Source organism: Streptomyces sp. DG1A-41 (genome assembly GCF_037055355.1).
In the GTDB taxonomy this organism is placed as follows: Bacteria; Actinomycetota; Actinomycetes; order Streptomycetales; family Streptomycetaceae; genus Streptomyces.
In genome coordinates, this window is sequence record NZ_CP146350.1 from 3,148,229 (window position 1) to 3,171,698 (window position 23,470).

A 23,470-nucleotide genomic window follows, 5' to 3' on the forward strand; every position below is an offset into this window, starting at 1 on the left:
GAGGGCGCCCGAGGCCGGCCGACGGCGGCCGGCAGTGAGAGGCGAGTCCCAGCTGCCAACCACGAAACCCAAGGTCAGGAGCCCTCCGGCATACGCGTTTCCACCCAGGGGTGGCGGTACGGCAAGATGGGGTGTATCTGCCCACTGCCGTATTCAAGCTGCCGGACGGTTTCTCTTGGCTGAGTTCATTTACACCATGCGCAAGGCGCGTAAGGCGCACGGCGACAAGGTGATCCTCGACGACGTGACGACGAGCTTCCTGCCGGGAGCGAAGATCGGCGTCGTCGGCCCGAACGGCGCCGGCAAGTCGACCATCCTCAAGATCATGGCCGGGATCGAGCAGCCGTCCAACGGTGACGCCTTCCTCACCCCCGGCTACACGGTCGGCATCCTGCTCCAGGAGCCCCCTCTGAACGAGGAGAAGACCGTCCTGGAGAACGTCCAGGAGGGTGTCGCCGAGATCAAGGGCAAGCTCGACCGGTTCAACGAGATCGCCGAGCAGATGGCGACCGACTACACCGACGAGCTCATGGACGAGATGGGCAAGCTCCAGGAGCAGCTCGACCACGCCAACGCCTGGGACCTCGACGCCCAGCTGGAGCAGGCCATGGACGCCCTGGGCTGCCCGCCCGGCGACTGGCCCGTCGTCAACCTGTCCGGCGGTGAGCGCCGCCGCGTCGCGCTGTGCAAGCTGCTGCTGGAGCAGCCCGACCTGCTGCTGCTCGACGAGCCCACCAACCACCTCGACGCCGAGTCCGTGAACTGGCTGGAGCAGCACCTGGCCAAGTACCCGGGCACCGTCGTGGCGGTCACCCACGACCGGTACTTCCTCGACAACGTCGCCCAGTGGATCTGCGAGGTCGACCGCGGCCGCCTCTACCCCTACGAGGGCAACTACTCCAAGTACCTGGAGACCAAGGCCGCCCGCCTCAAGGTCGAGGGCCAGAAGGACGCCAAGCGGCAGAAGCGGCTCAAGGACGAGCTCGAGTGGGTGCGGTCGAACGCCAAGGGGCGCCAGGCCAAGTCCAAGGCGCGCCTCGCCCGCTACGAGGAGATGGCCGCCGAGGCCGACAAGATGCGGAAGCTGGACTTCGAGGAGATCCAGATCCCGCCGGGCCCGCGCCTGGGCAACGTCGTCGTCGAGGTCAACAACCTCAGCAAGGGCTTCGGCGAGAAGGTGCTCATCGACGACCTCAGCTTCACACTGCCGCGGAACGGGATCGTCGGCATCATCGGGCCGAACGGCGCCGGCAAGACGACCCTGTTCAAGATGATCCAGGGCATCGAGGAGCCCGACTCCGGTTCCATCAAGGTCGGCGACACCGTCAAGATTTCCTACGTCGACCAGAGCCGCGAGAACATCGACCCCAAGAAGACGCTGTGGGCCGTCGTGAGCGACGAGCTGGACTACATCAACGTGGGCCAGGTCGAGATGCCCTCGCGCGCGTACGTCTCCGCCTTCGGGTTCAAGGGGCCGGACCAGCAGAAGCCGGCCGGTGTGCTCTCCGGCGGTGAGCGCAACCGGCTGAACCTCGCGCTCACGCTCAAGCAGGGCGGCAACCTGCTGCTCCTCGACGAGCCGACCAACGACCTCGACGTCGAGACCCTCTCCAGCCTGGAGAACGCGCTGCTGGAGTTCCCCGGCTGCGCCGTCGTCGTCTCCCACGACCGGTGGTTCCTCGACCGCATCGCCACGCACATCCTCGCCTACGAGGGCGAGTCCAAGTGGTTCTGGTTCGAGGGCAACTTCGAGTCGTACGAGAAGAACAAGATCGAGCGGCTCGGCCCGGACGCCGCGCGTCCGCACCGCGCCACCTACAAGAAGCTGACCCGGGGCTGATCTTGCGGCACATCTACCGCTGCCCGCTGCGCTGGGCGGACATGGACGCGTACGGCCACGTCAACAACGTGGTGTTCCTCCGCTACCTGGAGGAGGCCCGTATCGACTTCCTGTTCCGCCCGGAGAAGGACTTCAAGCAGGGGTCCGTGGTGGCACGCCATGAGATCGACTACAAGCGGCAGCTGGTCCACCGGCACACCCCCGTGGACATCGAGCTGTGGGTCACGGAGATCAGGGCGGCGTCCTTCACCCTCACCTACGAGGTGAAGGACGACGACCTGGTCTACGTCCGGGCCTCGACGGTGATAGTGCCGTTCGACTTCGAGGCCCAGCGCCCGCGCCGGCTCACCCTGGAGGAACGGGAGTTCCTCCGGGAGTACACGGACGACGAGGAGGAGGCCGTCGCCGCATGACGGTGCTCCACCTGGCAGACGAGGGGGAGGCGGCGGATCTCGCGGCCTTCCTCTCCCGGCTGCTCCACTACGACCGTGGGGCCGCGGTGCGCCTCCAGGCGGCGGGCACCGCCCTGGCCGTGTTCGGGCGGCCGCCGTCCTTCGAGGTGCTGGCCGTGCGAGCGGTGCGGCTGGCCAAGCCGTACGAGGACGGGCTCGACGTCACGCTGGACGTGACCGTGTCCGCCGGTGAGCTGCTGGAGTCGGTGGACGAGAGGGGCGCCACGGCGGTCGTGCCGGGTGCGGTGACCGGGCCGCCGTGGGCGGGCGTGCTGCCGCCGCGCGGTGGCTGGCGGCCCGAGCCGGGGCTGCCGGCGCCCGACGCGCTGCGGTCCCTCGTGGCCGCCGCCGTCGCCGAGTTCCGGTCCCGTACGCAGGAGTTGCCGCCGGAGCGGCGTACGAGGGCCGAGCTGGACCGGATCGGGCGGGACATCTGGTCCCGTGCGGTCGGCGACACCCGGCTCCCGGTCCGCGCCGTGCACGCGGCACAGTCCCTCGGCTTCCTGCGGCCCGGCGTGCCACTGGGGCTGTTCTCGTCGGGCGCGTGGCTACGGCTGCGCACGCCGTACGGGTCCATCGCCGTACGACAGGCCGGGCTCGGGGCGTTGGACGTCAGCGTCCGCTGACCCTCGCGACGCCCCTGCGGGTCAGCCCGGGGTGTTGACCATCGACGCCGCCGCGTACGTCAGGTAGTTCCACAGCGTCCGCTCGTGCTCCTCGGAGAGACCGAGCTCCTCGACGGCGACCCGCATGTGCTTCAACCAGGCGTCGTGCGCCGCACGGTCGACCGTGAAGGGCGCGTGCCGCATCCGCAGGCGCGGGTGGCCGCGGTTGTCGCTGTACGTCGTGGGGCCGCCCCAGTACTGGACGAGGAACAGCGTGAGGCGCTCCTCGGCCGGTCCCAGGTCCTCCTCGGGGTACATGGGCCGCAGCAGCGGGTCCTCGGCGACTCCCTCGTAGAAACGGTGGACGAGCCGACGGAAGGTCTCCTCCCCGCCGACCTGCTCGTAGAAGGTCTGCTCCTGAAGCGTGCCGCGCCGAATCTCATTCACGCCCCCCATGCTCTCAGACGTGAGGACATAGGACTCAAGGCCTAGGACCGGCCCCGGTGCCCTTACTGTGGGGGTATGGGCGGGCATGCACCCGACAGGGAACAGGACGATCTCGCCGTCTCCGCGCGGGCGGCGCTGGTGCGCCGGATCGACGCGAGCGGGGCCTGGGCCGCCGACCCGGTGTGGCGGGAGGCGTTCGCGGCGGTCCCGCGCCACCTCTTCGTGCCGTACTACTACGTCGGCGTCGCCGACGGCTACGAACGCCGGTGGGGCGAGAGCCCCGACCCGCAGGCGCGCCAGCGGTGGCTGCGGGGCGCCTACGAGGACACCCCGCTGGCGACCCGGCTGCGCGACGGCGAACTGCTCTCCTCCAGCAGCCAGCCGTCCCTGATGGCGGACATGCTGGCCGTGCTGCGTGTGGAGGACGGGAACACGGTCCTGGAGATCGGCGCCGGCACCGGCTACAACGCCGCGCTGCTCGCCCACCGGCTGGGCGACGACCACGTCACCACCGTCGATCTCGACCCGGAGATCACCGAGTCGGCCCGCCGGCACCTGGCCGCGGCCGGATACCACCCGGTCGTCGTCACCGGCGACGGCGCCCGGGGCGTGCCCGAGCGCGCGCCGTTCGACCGGATCATCGCCACCTGCGCGCTGAGCACCGTGCCGTGCGCCTGGCTCGCCCAGAGCCGCCCCGGGGGCCGGATCCTGATGCCGCTCGCCACCGGCCTGGTCGTGCTCACGGTGAGCGACGCCGAGCACGCCGAGGGGCGCTTCCTGCACACGCCCGCCTACTTCGTGCCGCTGCGCGGCGGAGCCGGCCCGGGGGCGAGCCGCTCCAGCTGGGCGGTGTACCGCGTCGGGCCAGGGAGGACGACCTGTTCCGTTTCCTGCTGGCCCTGACCCGCGGCAGCCTCGACCCGCAGGAGGCGCACGCGCTGTGGGAGCAGGAGGGCATGCCGCAGCGCGAGCGCTACGGCATCACCGTCAGCGGGGACCGGGAGTGGGCCTGGCTGGACGACCCGGAGGGGCCGTACGCCTGGCCCCTCCCGTCCTGAGCCTGGCTCCTGTTCTGAGCCTGACTCCCTGTCCTGAGCGGCTCAGCCGCGGCGGATCGTGATCGTCGTCCAGGCGCCCACGTGTACCCGGTCGCCGTCCTGGAGCGGTACCGGGACGAACGGCTGGATGGGCTCCTCCGAGCCGTTGACCGTCGTGCCGTTCGTCGAGTTCTGGTCGACGACCGCCCAGCTGCCGTCGGGCTGCTGGACCAGCACCGCGTGCTGGTGCGAGACGCCCGGGTCCTCCGGCGGCACCGAGAGATCGATGTCGGGGGTGTCGCCGGTGGAGTGCCGACGGCGGCCGATCGTGATCTGGTTGCCGGTGAGCGTGCGCTGCTGCTCGGGCGAGTACGCGGGCAGGTTCAGACCCGCGGCCTCGGGGCCGGAGCGCTGCATCATCGCCATGAAGTACTCGCGGTCCGGGGCGATGGTCGCGGTCCAGGTTGCCGGTCCCTGGGGCGCCTGGGGCTGCTGCGGGAAGCCGCCGGGGCCGGGAGGGGCCTGGGTCGCGCCGGGCTGCGGATAGCCGTAGCCACCGCCCTGACCGCCGCCGGGGCCGGGAGGGGCCTGGGTCGCGCCGGGCTGCGGATAGCCGTAGCCACCGCCCTGACCGCCACCGGGGCCGCCGCCCGGGCCGGTGGACGACGGCGGGGAGAGCACCCAGTCGTCACCGCCACCGCCGAAGGACTGACCGCCCTGCTGCGGACGCTGGGTCTCCTGCGGGAACCCGGGAGGAGCTGGCGGGCCTGACTGCTGGAAGCCCTGCGGAGCGCCACCGGGGCCACCATGGCCACCCGGCGCACCGGGCCCGGGCGGCGGCGGGACCGGTCGCGAGGGGTCGGCACCGAATCCGGGCGGGCCGGGAGGACCGCCGGGGCCGCCCGGGCCGCCGGGCCCACCCGGACCCCCAGGACCGGGACGGCCGCCGGGGCCCGGGTGGCCCGAGGGCTCGCCGCCGAAGGGCGGGATCGGCTCGGCCGGGCGGTTCACCTGCGACGGGCGGGAGCTCTGGTACTCGTACGAGTCACCGCCGCCGTACGACGGACCAGACGGACCTGACGGGCCGGGCCTGCCCGGCGGCTGGAAGCGCACGCCCGGGCCGGGCGGGGGCGGGGCGGCGGGCGTGTACGAAGTCGCCGTGTTCGTCAGGAAGTTCCACCGGCACTCCTCGCAGAACGGTGCGCCGCCCTCACGCGGCGTACGGCACTGCGGGCAGAGCTCCGGCTCCGCGTTCGGTACGGCGGACAGGTGCGGAGGGCGCCCGCCGTGGGGGCCACCCGGGCCGCCGGGGGGCGGGAAGCCGTAGCCGCCGCCGGGCGGGGGCGGCGGGGGAGGAGGCGGAGGCACGGCACCCGCCATGCGGTGACCGCAGACCTCGCACCAGTCGTCGGAACCCGACTGGTGTCCGTTCGGGCAGGTCGGCATGTCGGCGCGTCCCTCCTTCGATTCCTTCTAGGTCACTTCTTCACGCGAACAGTCTTGGTGGACCGGGTCTCGAGCGTCATCTCGTCGGCCTCTTCGACCTTCGCCTTCAGTCGCACAGTACCGGTCGCGGCATCGACCACGTCCACCACCTTCGCAAGCAGTTTCGCAGTATCGGCGTTCCCGGAGGCACTCGCGAGCTGAACGGCCCGGCCCAGTTTGGCCGTTGCTCCGTCCATATCTCCCGACTTACGAAGATCCAGCCCTTGTTGGATGACTTGCGCCAGTTCCGCCTGCCCGGTGTAGTGGGCGACTTGGGGGTTGATCGACGTCGAGGCGACCATGTCGTCCGTCCACACGGCGCGGACCAGGCCCTGCGCGCCGAGGTTCTGAACGGTGCCGTCGGGCCGCGGAATGACCAGCGAGATCCGGGCCGCCAGCATCTCCTGCCCGATGTTCGCGGCCGGGACCTCCACGCATACGTGGTAGTCACGGGACTCGTCGCCCCAGGAACCCAGGGGGTAGTCGCCGGCGCGCGGGCCCGCCTCGGTGCGCCTGTCGGTCAGTTCCTCGACCGTGGGCGCGACCTGCTTGACGAACTTCACGGTGGTGTCGACCGGGGTCCACAGCCGCAGGGAGACGTCCGCGACCTCCTTGCCCATCGCCGTCTCCATCATCTGCGTGAAGTCGGCGGCGAGCCCGGCCGGGTCGGCGACGATGTCGGCGGTGCCGAGCAGGGCGGAGGCGATCCCTGTGACTTCTTTCACTTCCCAGTCGGTGCCCACGCCGCGCGCGTCACAGGTGAAGCGCCCCGCGCACACGTCGAGCGCGGCCTTCAGGTCCTGGGGTGCCTCGTGTTCGTTGCGGCCGTCCGTGAGCAGGATGCCGTGCCGGATGGCGACGTCCGCGGAGGACAGCAGGCGGTCGGCCAGTCTCAGCCAGGTGCCGATGGCCGTGCCGCCGCCCGCGCTGAGCGAGCGCAGCGCCCGTTTCGCCTGCTCGCGGGTGGTGGCGTCGGCGACCGCGAGGCGACCGCCGCCCGGGTAGACCTCCTTGGCCACGTGCGTCCCGCCGATCACCGCGAAGTGCACGCCGTCGCGCAGGGTGCCGATCGCGGCGGCCGTGGCGTCGCGGGCGTTGCGCATCTTGGTCGCCGGGTAGTCCATCGACCCGGAGCAGTCGACCATGATCACCACGGCCGCGGACGGGCCCTGGCCGGGCGAGAAGAGGTGGGGCGCCGAGACCGCGCTGCCGATCGTGCCGCCGCCGGTCGCCGTCACCGTGACGATGGCGTTGACCTCGCCGGCGCCCTCCGGCAGGTACTCGTTCTGGTACACGTCCACCGAGAACTGGGGCACGTTCGACTTCGAGAAATTGGCCATGCCTGCTTCGATCCCCCTCGAAAGCCCCCACCGGAGCGGGGTGATGACGGTAGGCGGACCGGCCCCCTCCGGTCCGCTGAGGCATCCCCGTAACGCGGCCTCAGGCCGATCCTGCCCCCTACGGCACGGCCGGGAACGGCACGAGGGCCACTGTTACGTTGTCGTGGCCCCCGCCGTCCAGGGCGTGGCCGACGAGCACCCGGGCGCTGTGCAGCGGATGCCCGGCCGCGTCGAGCGGGACGACCCGGGCCATCTCCTCCGCCGCCTCCGCGTAGTTCCACAGGCCGTCCGTGCAGACGACGACCACCCCAGGCCGATCGGGCTTGAACGCGGCGGTGTGCGGCTCCAGTTCATAGGCGTCCGCGCCGAGCCAGCCGGTGATCGCGTGGGCGCGCTCGTCGGCGTAGGCCTCGGCCTCGCTCATCAGGCCCGCGGCGACCATCTGCGCCGCCCACGAGTCGTCCTCGGTGAGCCGGGCGGGGGGCGCGCTCCGGTCGACCGGGACCCAGTAGGCGCGGCTGTCGCCGACCCAGCCGACGATCAGCAGGCCCGAGGTGACCACGGCGCCGACGATGGTGCACGCGGGCGCGTTCTGGTGCGGGGCGTGCTCGCGGGCCGTGGCGGGCTCCGCGGCGAGCGAGTTGACCGCGCGCGAGGCGGCGATGATCGCGTCGTGCATCGCCTGCTGCGGGTGCGTGCCGCGCGGCAGGGCGGTCAGCAGTGCCTCGCTCGCCGCCTTCGACGCCGCCATCGAGGCGTCGTCGGGGCGGGTCGCCGAGGAGACTCCGTCGCAGACGATCGCCACGGAGGCGGGCGAGCCGTCCGGCAGCGCGGTACTGCCGATGGCGAACGCGTCCTCGTTGCGGTGGTGGCGCAGGCCGCGGTCGCTGACCGCGGCCACCGGGCCGGACTCCTGCTCCATGTGGTCCCGTTCGCGCGGCTGGGCGTGGCCGCAGTTCTCGCAGTAGCCGTCGTCGTCCACGCGGCCGGCCCGGCAGGCCACGCAGACCTTGCCGCCGGAGCCCGCGGCCTGGGCCGCCGGGTCGGCGGACACCCGTGGGTCCGGTGCCTGGAGGAGGTACTCGTCGGGCTGCTGTGCTTGGTAGGTCTCGGAGTGTGCCGGATATCCCTCGGGCTGTGGGGCGTAGCCGGGCGGCACGGGGTGTCCCCGGCCTGGGGCGGATGGTCGAAGCGGACCCCCGCTGCCGGGGCCGGCGGGGCGCTGGGGGGCGGGGGGGTGTCCGGGGGCAGGACGGAGCCGCCCGAGTCCGTGCCCGGGAGGTCCGTCGGCAGATGCGCCGCTTGCGATCCGCCCGCGCCGTCCGGCCCGGGGACGGGCCAGGCCGCGCCCGCGGGTGGCACCGAGGGCGGCTCGGGATACGCACCGGCTGCCGGAGCGCCCTGCGCGGGCACCGAGCCGTTCATGGTGATGGTCGGGTTGTCCTCCGGCCGTGCCGGCACGGCGGACAGGTCGTATCCGCACGCGCCGCAGAAACGGTCACCCGATTCGAGGGGTTCCTCGCAACTCGGGCAGGCGGACAACTGGGGCATCTGCGACATCAACTACACCCACGTCCGGGGGCGGTAACGATTGGCACGTTCCACCAGGTCGATCCTCTCCTCGCCGCCCCGCGCCAGCCGGGCCAGCGTGCGGTACGAGCGTTCCAGGCCGAAACGCAGGCCACGCTCGTCCAGGCCGCTGCCGAGCAGCGTCCGTCCCCCGGCGGCCGGAGGGGCGGAACCCTGGCCCCCGGAGAGTACCCAGTCCAGCGCGCAGCCGAGGACTTCGGCCGACAACTGCTCGCGGCGCGCCGGGTCCAGACCGTACGCCTCCAGCGCCTCGACCTGCGCCGCGGCGGCCGTGAGGTCCTCCAGAAACACGTCCGAGGCGGTCGCCGTGCGCTGCCGCAGCCGCGCCCGGACGGCGGCCACGCGCGCTGCCGTGTAGTGGATGGAGGACTCCGGGACCGACTCCAGCGTCCGTACCGCGCTGCGCCGGTCCCCGGTCGCCAGCTGTACGCGGGCCAGTCCGAACGCGGCGCTCACATAGCTCGGGTCGGTCGACCACACCAGCCGGTAGTACTCGGCGGCGTTGTCGAGCTGGCCCAGCACCTCCGCGCACAGGCCCAGCGCCAGCTTGGGCGCGATCTCGCCCGGGAAGGCGTCGTAGATCGCGTCGAAGGCGAGCGCGGCGCCCTCGTCGTCGCCCGTCACCAGCGCGGCCACGCCCCGGTACCAGACCACCCGCCAGTCGTCGGGCCGCTCACCCTCCAGCGTGACCAGCGCCTCCAGCGCGGCGGCCGGATCGCCGGTCTCCAGCCAGGCCCGGATCTGCCGCAGCCGCGTCTCGATCGACGGGGCCGGAGCCACCGCGAGGGCGCCGAGCAGCTCGGCCGGGGCGGAGGTCATCAGGCCCGCCAGGAAACCGGCGTTGGGGTCGGACGGGTCGACGCGGGGGACGGGGAGGGCGAGGGCGGCGGCGGGGGTGTCGACGGGTTTGACGAGGTTGTGGGGGGTGGGGAGGCCCTGTGCGCCGCCGGGGCCCGGCCCTGTCGCGGCTCCTCCGGGCCCGGCAGCGAGCTGGGCCGCGTGGGGTTGAGAGGGGACAGCGGGCAGCGCCGCTGCCGTCGCGGAGTGGCGCCGTTTCCGCACCACCCTCGCCCCGAGCCGCGACACCTCACCGTCCAGCCTCGGGAACAACTCCGTGTCCGTGACCCGCAGCTCCGGCCCGAACAGTGTGGACAGGGCGGGCCGGGCGCGGCCCGTCTGGAGGGAGACGACCTCCCGCAGGACACCGGTCAGCTGCTCGGTCATCTCCTGCGCGGAGGCGAACCGGCGGGCCGGGTCGGGGTCCGTGGCGCGGACCAGGAGCCGGTAGAACGACTCGTACTGCCGGAAGACCTCGATGTTGTCCGGGTCGGGCAGGGAGTCCACGTAGACGTTCGTGTAGCCCTGGAAGTCGAAGGTCAGCACGGCGAGGGTGCGGGCGACGGTGTAGAGGTCGCTCGCCACCGAGGGGCCGGCCTCGGCGACCTCCGGCGCCTGGTACCCGACCGTGCCGTAGATGGCCGACTCCTCGTCGTCCATCCTGCGCACCGCGCCCATGTCGATCAGCTTGAGCTGGTCCTCGGTCTGGATCGCGTTGTCGACCTTGAAGTCGCAGTACAGCAGGTTGCGGCTGTGCAGATGGCCGAGCGCCTCCAGGGCCTCCAGGCCGTAGGCGCAGGCCTGTTCCACCGGCAGCGGGTCGCGCCTGCCCTGCGGGGTACGGCGGGCGTTGGCGATCTCCTTCAGCGACTTGCCGCCGACGTACTCCATGACGATGTAGCCGTCCAGGGAGCCCGTGCGCTGGTCCAGGTGCTCGACGAAGTTGTAGATCCGCACGATGTTGGCGTGCTCGATCTCCGCCAGGAAGCGCCGCTCGGAGATCGCCGCGGCCATCGCGTCCTGGTCGCCGGTGTCCAGCAGGCCCTTGAGGACCACCCAGCGGTCGGATACCGCCCGGTCGACGGCCAGGTAGATCCAGCCCAGGCCGCCGTGCGCGAGGCAGCCCACCACCTCGTACTGGCCGTGCACGACGTCCCCGGCCTTCAGCTTCGGCACGAACGAGTACGGATGGCCGCACTTGGTGCAGAAGCCCTCCGTGCGCCCCGGTCGGTCACCACGCGCACGGCCCACCTGGGCGCCGCAGTCGGAGCGCGAGCAGAACCGCTTCCGCTCGGGCACCTCGGGGTTGTCCAGGACCATTTCGCGCGGGTCGGGCCGCGGGATCGGCGGGACCTGGACCAGCCCGGCGCCCAGCCGGCCCCGGGACGAGGAACCGGCGGCGGAGCCGGAGCTGCGCACCGACACCGAGCGGCCCGTCGCCTTGCCCGACAGGGAGCGCGAGAGGCGTCCCGACACCGAGCGGCGGGACTTCGACGACTGGGACGACGTACGGGAAGTGCGGCTGCTGGAGCGGGAGCTGCCGCTGCCCCGCGAGCCGCCCTTGCCGCCGGCGGTGATGCCGGTGGGGGATGACCCGACCATGCCGTTCGGTGCGACGACCGGGGCGAGGCCGCAGGTGTCGCAGTACAGTTCACCGCCGCCCACGTCCTCGTAGGTGCCGCCGCAGGCGGGGCGCTGGCAGGTGCGTCGCGGCTCGCCCCGTGTCTCGTCCGGTGATGGGCTCGGTGGTTCGTTCGGTGCCTGAGTCACGGACTCCCCCTTGTCGCTCATGCGCCCGGCCCCCTCCGGTCGTCCTCCGGCACGCCCTGGTCCGGCACCCGGGGGCCGCCGAGCAGTTCGGCGGCAGCCTGCTGGTAGCGCAGCACGGCCTGTTCGGCGGCGCGCAGGTCGCAGGGGGCGCTCCACAGCATGCGGCGGGCCTTCTCGTACCGCTCGATCAGCAGCGTGTCCTCGGCGAAGCCGTGCCGGGCGACCTTCGCCTTGTACGCGTCGAGACGGCCGCGCAGCTCGGCCCGGACCGCCAGGGGCGCGGTGACCGCCGTCAACGACTCGCGGGCGCGCAGCAGTTCGTCCTCCGCCTTCTGCTCCAGCGACTCCAGGAGCGGGGACAGGCGATGCCACTGCGCCTGCCTGCGGTACTCCGCGGCCGCCGCCAGCTGCTCCTGCAGCGCGGTCGGCGGTCCGCTGACGACCGGCACCTCCGTCGCCGCGATCTTCGCGAGGACCTCGCCGCGGGCGGTGCGCGCCTCGGCGAGCGTACGGTCCGCGCGGCTGAGGACGTCACGCAGTTTGACGATCCGCTTCTCGGCGTCCTGTCGTACCGTCAGGACCGCGTCGATCTCCCGGCGTACGTCCTCCAGGGCGCGCGCCTCCCGGTCGTACACCGTGGTGTCCGGCCTGCCGCCGCCCGGAGCCGAACTGCCCTCCGCGGCCTGCCAGAACGCCAGCGGGTCGGAGATCACCTGCTCGCGCAGCTTCGTGAGTGTGCGGGTGATGCGCTCCAGGTCGTCACCCGCCGGGTGCTCGCCGGGGCGCACCCCGACCGAGTGCGCGAGCCGGCGGGTGCGCTGGAGTTCGGCCGCCAGCAGATCGATCCGGGCGGGCAGCGCCGACCAGACCGCGTCGGCCGCGACGACCATGTCCAGGCTCGTCGCGTACAGCTCGTTCATCCGGTCGACGAGGGTGGCGAGCGAGTAGCGCTCGCTGAGTTTGTTCCCCGTGCCGTGCAGGGTCGGGGCGTTGGCCGTCGCGGTGGCGCTGCCCGCGACGGTGACCGACTCGCCGTTCAGCAGCTCCGTCAGCTCCACCAGGTCCTCGCGGCTGGACCAGCGGCGGCGGGCGCGGATCTCCCGGGCGGTGCGCAAGGCGTCCGTGTACGCGTCGAAGTACGTCCACAGCAGCGTGATCGAGGCCTCCGCGGACGTCCAGCGCTCCTGGGTGACGCCGGTGAGCTCGGCGCCCTCCAGGAGTCTGCGGCCCGCGTGGTCCTGGAGGGCGAGGAGCGAGGTCTCGATCGCCTCGTGCTCCGCGCCGAGCCGCGCCAGCGCACGGTCCACCTCGTCCCGGTCCATCACCGGCCCGGTGGATCCCGTGACGCCCATCGATCACCTCTCGCTGCGGTTGTGCCGGTTGGGGGGTCGGTGCGGTTGTCAGGTCGTGCGGAGGTACTGCGGTGCCGGTGGTTCCGACTTCTCCGAATCCTTGCCCAGTGTCGCCGACAGCCATTTGTCGTACGACGCCTGCCAGCCGTTCGCGGTGTCCTTGCGGTAGTCCACCAGGATCTGGTTGACCCGGCGTACCAGATCGTCGGCTTCCTTCTTCATCGCCACGCCGTAGTACTCGGCAGTGAAGGCGTCACCCTTGAGCTGGACCGTCGGATCCTGTGCCGCCTGGCTCGCGGCGAGCGCGCCGTCGGTGACCACCGCGTCGGCCTCGCCGAGCTGGAGCCTGACCAGGCAGTCGAGTTGGTTCGGCACCGTCGTGGAGATGTCGGTGGTGGCGGGGAGTTTGCCGTCCTTCTTGTCCGCTTCCAGCGTGGAGTACGCCGTGGAGCCCGCCGCCGTGCAGATCCTCTTGTCGGCGAGCGTGTCGTCGTAGCCCTTGATCGGCGAGGATTTGGGGGCCAGGACCTGCTGTCCCGTCTTGAAGTAGGGCGCGGAGAAGGCGACGTCCTCGATGCGTTCGCAGTTGATCGTCATCGTGCGGACGACCATGTCCACGCGGCCGTCCTGGATCGCCGGGATGCGTTGGTTGGTGGGGATCGCCTTGAACTGGACCGCGTCCGGGTCGCCGAGTATGTCCTCGGCGATGCGGTGGACCAGGTCGATGTCGAAGCCCTCGAGCTCCGCCGTCTTGCCGCTGTTGGGGTTGCGGTAGCCCCAGCGGTAACTGTTCTGGTCGACGCCGACGATCAGTTTGCGCTTCTCGCCTTCGCGGTTCCTGATCGCCTGGATGGTGTCGCCGTCGGCGGAGGAGGGCGACAGGGTCTGCTTCTCGGGGGCCTCGCAGTCCTCTTCGGCCTTCTCGGCCTTGACCCGGGCCGACTGGGCGACGGCCTGGTCGTCCACGGTGCCCGGTCCGGACAGCGGGACGCACAGTGCGAAGACGGCCACCAGGGCGCAGACGACCGCCATCGCGGCCACCCCGCCCCAGCCCTTCAGACTGGCCCGCAGACGTCGTGCTCGCATGGTCGCGCCCCCTTTCACCCGTGTCCCGTTCATCGGTACTCCGACAGCCTGCGCCCGATGCCCAGCACCGCGCCGGCGGCGCCGAGCACCGCGAGGACGGCCGCGCCTGCCGCCAGGCCCGTCAGGGCGTCCCGGCCGTCATCGGCCGCGCGCTTGAACTCGGTTTCCTCGTGTGCCAGTGCGGTGCGCAGGTTCTCGTCGACGCTGTCGAAGCACTCACCGGTCGCGTTCTCGGTACCGATGACCATGTCCAGCGCCTGCTGGTAGTTGCCCTTCTCGTCCTGCTCGCGGGCCGCGGTGTGGCGCTTCTTCCACTCCGTCATGTTGCCGACGGCGGCGGTGACGGGGCTTTCGCCCGAGGCGTCGTCGGCGAGCTTGCCGGCGGCCGCCAGATGTTTGCCCAGCGCGGTCATGTCCGTGCGGAAGTCGTAGTCGTAGGCGTCGTAGGTCTCTTCGCCGACCTTCTTCGTCTCGGCGCCGCGGGCCACGAGGGTGAGGTTCTCGTTGCCCCGTGCCTTGAGGGAGGCGATACGGGCGTCGTGCAACACGTTCAGGGAGCGGACGCCGTGGTCGTAGGAGTCGTTCAGGCCCGCGCGGGCGATGCTGTGGCCGACGACCAGCCAGAGGAGGACCACGGTCGCGGCGGCCGTGGCGGCGACCAGGCCGTGGTTCAGGACGCGGTTCGTGCGCTGGTAGTTGCGGTGCTGGGCCCAGGCGAGCGCGGCCAGGGCGGCGATGCCGAGGCCGATGGCGGCCCAGGGGTAGGGCGTGGCGTCCGCGTAGTCGGCGCGCAGGCGCTGGTTCTCCTTCTTGTACAGGTCCTCCGCCGCCGGGAGCATCTGCTGCTGCATTTTCTCGTTGGCGTAGCGGAGATAGGCGCCGCCGACCGGGAAGCCCTGGCGGTTGTAGGTGCGGGCGCGTTCGACCAGGCCCTTGTACTCCGGGAGGAGTCTGTTGAGCTTGGCGATGGTCGCCGCGGACGGGGAGGTGGGGTCCGAGTTGGCGGCGGCTTTGACGAGTTTCTCCGCGGCCGTGCGGATGTCCTTCTCGTAGCGGTCGCGGGAGGCGGCCGTCTCCTGGCCGCCGGCGAGGAATCCGCTGGAGGCGGCGGTGTTGGCGTCCGCGAGGGAGCGGTAGATGTCGGCCGCGTCCGAACTGAGGGGCTGACTGCTGGTGAGGACGTCGTCGGCGGCGGCGGCGCGGTCGGTCATCTGCCAGGCGGTGACGGCGCCGAAGGCGACGACGAGGAGCGCCAGGAACGCGCCGATGATCCGGAGGCGGCCGGGCTCCGTGACGGCGGCGGCACGGAGTTGGTCCAGTCCCTCGGCGAAGGCGGTACGGCGGGGCTGAGGTCCCGTAGGACCAGGAGGCGCCTGGGCCGGTGGTACCGGTTGGGCCGGTACTGCCGGGAGGGTGGGCAGGCCCGGGCCCGTTGGTGGTGTGCCGCTCGTCGGCAGGTGTGTCACTGTGACCTCCCCCATGGTCATCCGTCGCCGCAAGTATCCCTTCCGGCTCTGACATCCGCACCGGCCTTGCCCCGATCTTGATCTGATCGCAGCGCGAGGCACCACCTCTTGCCCGGAAACACGTCGGGGGAATCGGTTCGGTTCCCGTCGGGAATGCGCACGGCTACTCCACGTAGCGGCGAAACCCTTGCGCCAGCGCCTTGAAGCCGCACGCTTCGTAGAAGCTGTGCACGTACGCGTCGTCCGCTGCCAGCAACTGCACCTTGTAGCAGCCGGCCGACTTCCCCAGCCGCACGGCCGCTTCCATCAGTCGACGCCCGATGCCCCGCCGCTGGAAGCAGCCGGCCACCACCACGTTCTCCACGAAGAGGACGGCCCGGCCGCCACGGGTGAGATTCGGCATCACGATGCAGTCCGCCGTCCCGGCCACCGTGCCGTCGGCCTCGGCGACCAGGACGGTCCGCCCCTGCTGCCCGGATATGGCCGCCCAGACGGCATCCGCGGCCGCTTGGGACAACGGCGCGTCGTCCGGGTTCAGTTCGCTGTAGAGACCCAGCAGCGCTGTCAGATCGGCCTCGCCCGCCGCCCGCACCCTGATCTTCACGGGCTGAGCGTAGAGCGAGGCCTGCCTCGGGGAGACCTCGGGACGGTCACTCCCCCGTCGGTGCCTCCCGGCGGCGGAGCACGATCAGGGTTCCCCCGCCGATCAGGACCAGGGTGATGGCGATGCCGGCGATGAGGGGGGTGACCCCGGAGCTGCCGGTCTCGGCGAGGTTGGTGTCGGTGGCCGTGCCGCCCACCGGGGCCGGGCTCGGCTCGCTGAGCGTCTGTGTGGCCGTGCCCGTCTCGCTGCCCTGGATCCGGCAGTCCAGCATCCCGGTGAAGCGCTGGGTGAAGCCGCCCGGGCCGCGGATCGTGAAGTCGTACGCCTGGTCCTCCTGGAGCGGCACCGTCACCGTTCGGGACTCGCCCGGGGCGATGGTGTGCTCAAGGCCCGCCAGTTCGAAGGTGAACGGCTCGTCGCCCTTGTTGGACGCGATGATGTCCACGCCGCCCTCGGCGCAGTTCTTCGCCGCCGACAGCGCCGGGATCGCGCCCTCCTTCGCCCAGGTCGCCCCCGCCGTCGCCGACACCGTCGACTCGCTGGAACCGGCCAGGATCTGCGTCTGGCTCCGGCTCTCGGAGGCGAAGGCACGGCCGACCGGCACCGTGGTCGAGGCCTGCACGGTCAGTTCCGCCGTGCCGGGCGCCGCGTCCTCGGGCACCTCGAAGAACACCTGTCCGCCGTCGTACGTGGAGGTGACGGCCTTGCCCTGCTTGTCGACGATCCGGACCCCGCTCGTGGCGGCGTCCGCGGGCGGGCTCACCGTCACGCTGCCGGCGTTCGTGTGCACCGTCACCGGACCCAGCCGCTCCCCGGCCGGCCGGAGACCGCCGGCGGGTCGAGGGTGAGCGAGGCCCGGGGCTCCGGCAGGCTGCGGGCGTTCTTCTCCAGGTAGTCCGCGAGCTGCTCGGCCTGCGGGTCGAGCGCGTCGACGGCCACGTCGTCCGAGTACCGCCAGATCGCCACCTGTGTGCCTGCCGCCGCGTCCTGCTCGGTCAGCGCACCGCGGACGCCCGCCTTCCGTGCCAGCGCCGCGAGGTCGTTCACCTGCGGGTAGGAGTTCTGGAGGATCCAGCGGATCCGCCCGGCGTCCTTGTTGGCGCCCAGGGACGTGCCGCTCCAGGGCGTCTCGTGGTACTTGGCGTCCCGCTGCGTCGGGTTGTGCAGGTCGACGCAGTACGTCTGGAGCATGCCGCCGCCCTCGACGGACATCTCGAACAGGCCCGCCGACACCTGCTGGTCCCCGGTGTCGCCATGTATCACCGCGGTGCCGTACGTCTTGAGCCCGGCTGTCGTCGCGGTCGCTCCGCCCTGACTCCGCGTCGTCTCCTCGGCGGCCGCCTGGCCGACGCCGGCCAGCACGCCCGCGGCGACAAGCCCGGACACGAGCGTCGCGGCACCGAGGCGGGCGGCCCCTCGCCTGCGTACGAACACCGCGGAGAACGAAGCAAACACCAAATTCCCTTTCGAGCAGGACCCGTTGACGTGGGGGGTACGGTCCCACCTGCAGAATCGGAAGCCTCGCAGGCCACAAGAGCCTCGAGAACCATGCCCGGCATCCTAGGTATGCGGCGGACGCCTCTCGCCGGTGGGACGGTCGGACGAGTGATCCGACTCGGAATCGTTATCGCCAAGACCCCTTGTGAGCAGGGCTTATCGACAAGTCCACCCCCGATTTTCGGTGCGTACTCGCCGATAAGCCGCAGTCCGGGCAGACAAGCGGGTGATTGATGTCATGTCAACATGACGGATTCCGGGGGTTGTTGAGAATGAGCGCCCGTGGGATTCGGCGAACCGGCCAGGGGTGTCCCCCAGTTGGGTTCGGGCTGCGTCGGCGCGGACACCGTTTCCGGCTTGCCTGCGCGGCGGAACGCCGAGGTGCCCCAGGCCAGGTCGTGTCCGATCGCGACCGCGTCGATGTCCGTCGAGGTCCAGCTCTGGCCCTCACGCACGTCGGTCCGGACCTTCAGCCTGCCCTGTACGATCACGGGCTCGCCCACCGTCAGCGACGCCGCCGTGTTCGTGGCGAGCTGGCGGTTCGCCCACACCGTGAAGAAGTTGGTGTGCCCGTCCGTCCACATGTTCTTCTCGCGGTCCCAGTAGCGGGCGGTCGCCGCCAGCCGGAACCTCGCCGACGGGCCGGACGCCATCTCCCGGTACACCGGCTGCGTCGCCACCCTGCCGACCGCGCAGACCATGGTCTCGTTCATCGCGAACCCCTCCCTCGCCCGGACTGCGACGCCGGGCCTACATGCGTACGAGCCCGTCCCGTACGGCTGTGTCTGTCAGACTGCCGCCGCCGGGCCGAGCCCGCTGAGCACTGTGGATCACCGTCCGCCTGTGGATAACGCCGCCCCCCGGACGGGTGATCCCAAGCGGTGAGGGATGCCGAGCGGCGAGTGATGCAAGGGGGCGGGTCACGCCGAGTCGGGGTGACGCCGAGTGACATCTGCGGCCCGTCACAACCGCCACGCCCCGGAGTCACCGTCCCGGCCAAGGCGTCACCACCCCCGCACAGGCGCCGCCCCCTACGCAGGCGTCACTTCCCCGCGCCCACCACCCTCCCGTACTGCTCCCGAACCTCCCGATACCGCAGCAGCTCCGCCGCCACCGGATCCAGCACCCGGGCCCTCCCGCACCCGGCCGCAGCCTCCCGCAACCGGCGTTCCGCCTCCAGGCCGTAGCGCCGGGCCGGCCCCGTGCCGCCATCCGGCAGCTCCACTCGATGAGCGGGCCGCCGACGATGCCGATCACCATCAGCAGCACCGGCACGCCCAGGTTCGGCGACATGACCCCGACGATCTGGCCCAGCAGCCACAGACCGCCCAGGAACTGGAGGATCGTCATGGACGCCTGGGACAGCACGGCCATCGGCCACCACCCCGGTCGCGGCGGCCGCCCCGTCGGCACTCCCGCGCGCACGCTCAGCTCGTCCAGCGCCTCGGGCAGCCCCTGGGAGCCGCGAGCGGCCGCCTCGCGCACCGCCTGCGCCCAGGGCGAGGGCAGGCCGACCGAGGCCCGGTCGGCCACCGTCCGTACCGCCTGTTCGACCCGCTGCCGGGCGGTGGCCTCCTCGTCGGCCTGCGTGCGCGAGGGGAGCCGCCCCGCGGTGGGCTCGCCGCGGTCCTGGTACCAGCGCCACAACCGCAGCCAGGGCGTACCGCAGGCGCGGTTGGCGTTGCGCAGCCACGCACGTTCGGCGGCCTCGCCCGCCGCCGCGGCGCCCACCGCGTCCGCGAGCCGGTCCGCGAACTCCTCCCGGGCCTGTTCGCTGAGCCCGGTCCGGCGCTGCGTGGCGTAGACGGGCCACAGCCGGGCCGCCGCGATGTCCACGTCGGCCGAGATACGGCGGGCCGGCGCCGTGCGCTCCGCGACGAACTGGCCAAGCGCCTCGCGCAGTTCCCCGACGCCGTCCCCGGTGAGCGCGGACAGCGCGAGCACGGTCGCCCCCGGTTCGCCGTACTCCCCGAGGGCGATGCCGTCCTCGTCGAGGAGCCGCCGCAGGTCGTCGAGGACCTGCTCGGCGGCCTCTCCGGGCAGCCGGTCGATCTGGTTGAGGACGACGAACATGACCTCCGCGTGGGCCGCCATCGGCCGCAGATAGCGCTCATGGAGGATGGCATCGGCGTACTTCTCGGGGTCGACGACCCAGACGACCGCGTCGACGAGCGCCAGGATGCGGTCCACGTGCTCGCGGTGCTGTACGGCCGCGGAGTCGTGGTCGGGCAGGTCGATGAGGACGAGTCCGCGCAGCTGGGACTCGCCGTCCCCGGTCGGCAGCGGACGCCGGCGCAGCCGTGGCGGGATGCCGAGCCGTTCGATGAGGCTCGCGGCCCCGTCGCTCCAACTGCACGCGATGGGCGCCGCGGTGGTGGGGCGGCGTACTCCCGTCTCCGAGATGGCCACCCCGGCGAGCGCGTTGAACAACTGAGACTTGCCGCTGCCCGTGGCGCCCGCGATGGCGACGACGGTGTGCTGCCCGGAGAGCCTGCGCCGGGCGGAGGCCTCGTCGAGCACCCGGCCCGCCTCCGCCAGCGTCCGGCTGTCGAGCCGGGTGCGGGAGAGCCCCACCAGTTCGCGCAGGGCCTCCAGCCGGGAGCGCAGCGGCCCGTCGTAGACGAGCGGGGACACCGTCGGCGGGGCGGCGGTACGGCTGTCCAACACGGCGTACTGGTTTCCTGCGGTGGCCTCGTCGACCCGCCGTGCGATGAGCCCGTCGTCCCAGGCACCCGGGGAGTCCGTACGGGAGGAGGCGTCGCCGTCCGGCACGCGCGCGCGGGTGTCGTCCGTGCGCTCGCCCTGGGAGGCGCTCTCGGGGGGCTTCGCCGGTGGGTTCTCGGCGGCTCCCGCATTGTCCGCGTCGTCCGGCTGGTCGGGGCGCTCGGCGTGGTCCTGGTCAGTGACGGCGGTCACCGGTCACCTCTCCTTCTGAAGTACGGACAGGGCGGCGATGAGTTCGGCCTGGGGCTCCGGGTGGACGTCGAGGGCGTCGAGCGGGGCGAGCCGGCGCTCGCGTTCGGTGTGCAGGATTCGGTGGACGTGCTCGGTGAGCAGCCGTCCGGCCCGGTCGCGCAGCCGCAGCGCGCCGTGGGCGCCGATCCGCTCGGCGAGCCCTTCCCCGGCCATCCGTCCCCGGCGGCCGCCCAGCAGGGAGGCGGCGACCAGGGCGGCGACCAGCTCGGGGTCGGGCGCGAGGTTCCGGTCTAGCTCGCGCACCTCGTCCTCGGCGTACTCCTCGAGCTCCCGCCGCCACCGCCGTAGGGCGAGACCGATCCGGTGCTCGGCGCTCTCCGCGGCGGGTTCGCGGTCGGCGAGCCCGGGTGCGGCCGCCGCGGGTTCGCGCCGCCAGGCGTCGTCGATGCGCTCGTCGGCGGCGGTGACGGCGCACAGCAGCAGCGTGCTCAGGCTCTCCACGAGCGCGTCGAGGAGTTCGCCGGCGGTGCAGTCCAGGGGGAAGGCGCGCCACCGCTTGAGGGCGTCCCCGGCGAGCACCGCCCCGGCCTGCAAACGGCCCCGCACGCGCGCGTGCTCGCTGTCGTACGCCCCGTCGACCGCGGCGGTGAGCCGCAGTGCGGCGGCGTACTGTGCGGCGGCGGCACCGGCCAGCTCGGGCATCCGCGACTTGAGGGAGTCGAGGACGCCGTGCGCGGTGCGCGCCATGACCTGCTGCCGGGCCGCCGGATTCTGGACCTGGTGGACCAGCCAGGTGCGCAGCTGGGCCACGGCACTGGCCGGCAGGAGCCCGCCGCCCCAGGCCGACTCGGGCAGTTCGGGCACGGTGAACCTCGGCACCTCGCCGAGTCCGGCCTTGGTGAGCAGGGCCCCGTACTGCCGCGACACCTCGGCGACCACCTGGTGGGGCACCCGGTCCAGGACGGTGACGAGGGTGACGTCGTACTCCTTGGCGGTGCGCAGCATGTGCCAGGGCACGGCGTCGGCGTAGCGGGCGGCCGTGGTGACCATGATCCAGATGTCGGCCGCGCAGATGAGCTCGGCGGCCAGGACGCGGTTGTCGGAGACCAGCGAGTCGATGTCGGGGGCGTCGAGGAGGGCGAGGCCGGGCGGCAGCGTCTCGGTGGTCTCGACGCGCAGCACGCGCGCGGGGTTCTCGCCCGGGAGCAGCAGATCGTCCGTGGGGTCCTGCTGGGGCACCCACACACGGGTGAGATCGGGCAGCACCCGCATTCCGCTGAACCAGTGATGGTCCTCCGGATGGCAGACCAGCACGGGAGTCCGTGTCGTCGGCCGCAGCACCCCGGCCTCGCTGACCCGCCGTCCCACGAGGGAGTTCACCAGCGTGGACTTCCCGGCTCCGGTGGAACCCCCCACGACGGCCAGAAGTGGCGCTTCGGGGTCTCTCAACCGGGGCACCAAGTAGTCGTCGAGCTGGGCGAGCAGTTCGTCGCGACTGGCACGCGCGCGTGGGGCCCCCGCCAGGGGCAGCGGGAAGCGTGCGGCGGCGACACGGTCGCGCAGGGCGGAGAGTGCGTTGAGCAGCTGAGGCCGTACGTCCAAGGTCACCACATGCGAAGAATGCCCAATTTTAGGGGAATTCTGAAGCATATGAGCATGTCTGCGCGCCGACAGAACACAAGGGACGGAAGGGACTACTGGGACACGGGCAAACTCCAGGCATAACGAGTGCACAACACCCGGTGCCTCTGACGCCAAAAGCGGTGCACGATTCGTACCTGCCTGCGATTATCAGGACCGCTTCACCGAACCTCCACATCGAGGCACGGAGGCGAAGCAACAGGGACAAGGACGCGGGAGCCCTATCCTTGTCCCCGGCAACGTCACGATCGGCCCACACCAGGGCACCACGACAGAGGCCACCACACCGGCCCCCGTAGCTCAGTGGATAGAGCAGGCGCCTTCTAAGCGCTTGGCCGCAGGTTCGAGTCCTGCCGGGGGCGCAAGTCTCCGCCCTCCCGTTTGGGAGGGCTTTTTGCTGGTCAGGGCGGATGCCAGCCGACACGACGAAGCCCCGGAGGCCCTCTCAGTGATCAAGGGCGGGCTCCGGGGCTGTCCGGCTGTCACCGGGTTTTTGCGGGTGGCCGTGTCGAATACGTGTCGAAGTTCTCGGCCAACGGATCAGCCGGCGCCGGACACCTCCAGGCCGTCACTTGCCCGGTCAGAGACCATCCACCCTCCTGTATGGGGTGGACGGTGGGCTGGCAACATCTGCGCCATGGACCAAGCTTTGAAGACCTTGGAGCACGAGTTCCGTTCCGAGCCCGGAAGCTTCCTGCTGGGACTGCGAGGCGACTTGGTCTGGGATCGAGACGCCTTCTCCCGGTTGGAGAAAGCCATGCGCACTGTCTGTGAACGCTGGCAGGAAGCCGAGGAGCTTCCCCGATGGCTGGCTGAGGGCTACTACCACGTGGCCACGGACGTTCCCTCATGGACGGCGCACCCCAACTTTCCTCGCCCGGAACCGGCGGACTACTACACCGCATGCATCGAACGGCTTACGGATCTGGCGGACTGGTTCTTCCGAGGGTGGCACGCCTACATGGAGCCGCATACCTGGTCGGATCTTTAGGAAGATAGACCGCCTCTGCCCGTCGGCTGACGGTAGCGAGCCCGGACGGTGGCGCACACCGACATCCCCTCCGGCCGTCCCACCGACCGGCAACGACCCCAGAAGCACACTTCAGCCCCGGAGCCCCTCTCGATAATCAAGGGCGGACTCCGGGGCTGTCCGGCTGTCACCGGGGTTCGAACTCGGCCGACCTAATGGATAGGGCCGGAAGCCATGAGTGGATCACTGCATAGAACGGCGTGCGGTCAAAGACGATGCCTCCGGCGGGGGATCGGCCGGCACCGGGATGGAGGGGGCGCCGTCGCCGACTGCGAGTCCGTTGTGGCGTGCGCGGGAGGCTCCCATCCCGTACGCCATCGACCCAGGCAGAGCCGAGCAGACGCGGCCCATGGCGTACGGGATGGGAGCTGGGGAGAGTGGTGGGTTGCTGAAGCGGGTAGCGCGGTGCACCGCGACGAAGCCGCCAACGGCATCTAGAACCATCTAGGGGTAACTAGGGCCCGTCTTCAAGGCG

Annotated in this window: 14 protein-coding genes, 1 tRNA gene and 4 pseudogenes; 6 read left to right on the top strand and 13 right to left on the bottom strand. The window is 71.7% G+C overall.

Annotated elements, in window-relative coordinates; translation table 11 throughout:
- Window positions 1-175 precede the first annotated feature (175 nt).
- From ettA to V8690_RS14625, 3 genes are read left to right on the top strand one after another with little or no spacing between them, the layout of a single operon-like run.
- A complete protein-coding gene (gene ettA, locus V8690_RS14615) occupies window positions 176-1,840 on the top strand; it encodes an energy-dependent translational throttle protein EttA (protein WP_338779076.1) in 1,665 nt (554 codons plus the stop codon).
- A 2-nt stretch (window positions 1,841-1,842) separates the two neighbouring features.
- Complete coding sequence (locus V8690_RS14620) at window positions 1,843-2,253, top strand: thioesterase family protein (RefSeq protein WP_338779078.1); 411 nt, start codon at window positions 1,843-1,845, stop codon at window positions 2,251-2,253.
- Window positions 2,250-2,918 (top strand): hypothetical protein, encoded by a 669-nt coding sequence (locus V8690_RS14625; RefSeq protein ID WP_338779080.1) that lies wholly within the window; start codon window positions 2,250-2,252, stop codon window positions 2,916-2,918. The genes V8690_RS14620 and V8690_RS14625 overlap by 4 nt, the downstream gene beginning before the upstream one ends.
- A gap of 21 nt (window positions 2,919-2,939) precedes the next feature.
- Here the strand turns inward: V8690_RS14625 and V8690_RS14630 are convergent, their stop codons facing one another.
- Window positions 2,940-3,353: a globin gene (locus V8690_RS14630; RefSeq protein ID WP_338779082.1), complete on the bottom strand. Its 414-nt coding sequence runs from the start codon at window positions 3,351-3,353 to the stop codon at window positions 2,940-2,942.
- A gap of 66 nt (window positions 3,354-3,419) precedes the next feature.
- Between V8690_RS14630 and V8690_RS14635 the strand changes: the two are divergent.
- A pseudogene (locus V8690_RS14635) lies at window positions 3,420-4,402 on the top strand (methyltransferase domain-containing protein).
- A gap of 42 nt (window positions 4,403-4,444) precedes the next feature.
- Here V8690_RS14635 and V8690_RS14640 read toward each other — a convergent pair.
- From V8690_RS14640 to V8690_RS14695, 12 genes and pseudogenes are all read right to left on the bottom strand, one after another.
- A complete protein-coding gene (locus V8690_RS14640; RefSeq protein WP_338779084.1) occupies window positions 4,445-5,827 on the bottom strand; it encodes an FHA domain-containing protein in 1,383 nt (460 codons plus the stop codon).
- 32 nt (window positions 5,828-5,859) lie between these two features.
- Window positions 5,860-7,206, bottom strand: coding sequence for a VWA domain-containing protein (locus V8690_RS14645; protein ID WP_338779086.1), 1,347 nt, complete (start codon window positions 7,204-7,206; stop codon window positions 5,860-5,862).
- A gap of 118 nt (window positions 7,207-7,324) precedes the next feature.
- Window positions 7,325-8,766: pseudogene (locus V8690_RS14650) on the bottom strand (PP2C family serine/threonine-protein phosphatase).
- 3 nt (window positions 8,767-8,769) lie between these two features.
- Window positions 8,770-11,424 (bottom strand): tetratricopeptide repeat protein, encoded by a 2,655-nt coding sequence (locus tag V8690_RS14655; protein ID WP_338779088.1) that lies wholly within the window; start codon window positions 11,422-11,424, stop codon window positions 8,770-8,772.
- Entirely contained in the window at window positions 11,421-12,755 is a 1,335-nt protein-coding gene (locus V8690_RS14660) for a hypothetical protein (protein WP_338779090.1), read from the bottom strand. Before V8690_RS14660 ends, V8690_RS14655 begins: the two co-directional genes overlap by 4 nt.
- Window positions 12,756-12,803: 48 nt before the next feature.
- Window positions 12,804-13,841, bottom strand: a complete 1,038-nt coding sequence (locus V8690_RS14665; protein WP_338779092.1) for a glutamate ABC transporter substrate-binding protein — start codon at window positions 13,839-13,841, stop codon at window positions 12,804-12,806.
- 29 nt (window positions 13,842-13,870) lie between these two features.
- Complete coding sequence (locus V8690_RS14670) at window positions 13,871-15,307, bottom strand: hypothetical protein (RefSeq protein WP_338779094.1); 1,437 nt, start codon at window positions 15,305-15,307, stop codon at window positions 13,871-13,873.
- Window positions 15,308-15,470: 163 nt separating this feature from the next.
- The gene (locus V8690_RS14675; RefSeq protein ID WP_338779097.1) at window positions 15,471-15,911 is read right to left on the bottom strand and encodes a GNAT family N-acetyltransferase; all 441 of its coding nucleotides are present in this window, start codon (window positions 15,909-15,911) and stop codon (window positions 15,471-15,473) included.
- Between the two features lie 46 nt (window positions 15,912-15,957).
- Window positions 15,958-17,366 (bottom strand): annotated as a pseudogene (locus V8690_RS14680) (Cys-Gln thioester bond-forming surface protein).
- 278 nt (window positions 17,367-17,644) lie between these two features.
- Complete coding sequence (locus V8690_RS14685; protein ID WP_338779099.1) at window positions 17,645-18,121, bottom strand: single-stranded DNA-binding protein; 477 nt, start codon at window positions 18,119-18,121, stop codon at window positions 17,645-17,647.
- 329 nt (window positions 18,122-18,450) lie between these two features.
- A pseudogene (locus V8690_RS14690) lies at window positions 18,451-20,324 on the bottom strand (YfjP family GTPase).
- 3 nt (window positions 20,325-20,327) lie between these two features.
- Window positions 20,328-21,935, bottom strand: a complete 1,608-nt coding sequence (locus V8690_RS14695; RefSeq protein WP_338779101.1) for a dynamin family protein — start codon at window positions 21,933-21,935, stop codon at window positions 20,328-20,330.
- 319 nt (window positions 21,936-22,254) lie between these two features.
- On the opposite strand from V8690_RS14695, the gene V8690_RS14700 reads away from it, so the two are divergent.
- Both V8690_RS14700 and V8690_RS14705 read left to right on the top strand, forming a co-directional pair.
- Window positions 22,255-22,327: transfer RNA gene (locus V8690_RS14700), tRNA-Arg, on the top strand.
- A gap of 275 nt (window positions 22,328-22,602) precedes the next feature.
- Complete coding sequence (locus tag V8690_RS14705) at window positions 22,603-22,956, top strand: hypothetical protein (protein WP_190898909.1); 354 nt, start codon at window positions 22,603-22,605, stop codon at window positions 22,954-22,956.
- The last annotated feature ends 514 nt before the right edge of the window (window positions 22,957-23,470 follow it).

Bases quoted from the DNA above. Each gene is read 5' to 3' on its own strand.
- V8690_RS14625 (WP_338779080.1), top strand. From the start codon at position 2,250: ATGACGGTGCTCCACCTGGCAGACGAGGGGGAGGCGGCGGATCTCGCG.
- V8690_RS14630 (WP_338779082.1), bottom strand. From the start codon at position 3,353: ATGGGGGGCGTGAATGAGATTCGGCGCGGCACGCTTCAGGAGCAGACC.
- V8690_RS14640 (WP_338779084.1), bottom strand. From the start codon at position 5,827: ATGCCGACCTGCCCGAACGGACACCAGTCGGGTTCCGACGACTGGTGC.
- V8690_RS14645 (WP_338779086.1), bottom strand. From the start codon at position 7,206: ATGGCCAATTTCTCGAAGTCGAACGTGCCCCAGTTCTCGGTGGACGTG.
- V8690_RS14655 (WP_338779088.1), bottom strand. From the start codon at position 11,424: ATGAGCGACAAGGGGGAGTCCGTGACTCAGGCACCGAACGAACCACCG.
- V8690_RS14660 (WP_338779090.1), bottom strand. From the start codon at position 12,755: ATGGGCGTCACGGGATCCACCGGGCCGGTGATGGACCGGGACGAGGTG.
- V8690_RS14665 (WP_338779092.1), bottom strand. From the start codon at position 13,841: ATGCGAGCACGACGTCTGCGGGCCAGTCTGAAGGGCTGGGGCGGGGTG.
- V8690_RS14685 (WP_338779099.1), bottom strand. From the start codon at position 18,121: ATGAACGAGACCATGGTCTGCGCGGTCGGCAGGGTGGCGACGCAGCCG.
- V8690_RS14705 (WP_190898909.1), top strand. From the start codon at position 22,603: ATGGACCAAGCTTTGAAGACCTTGGAGCACGAGTTCCGTTCCGAGCCC.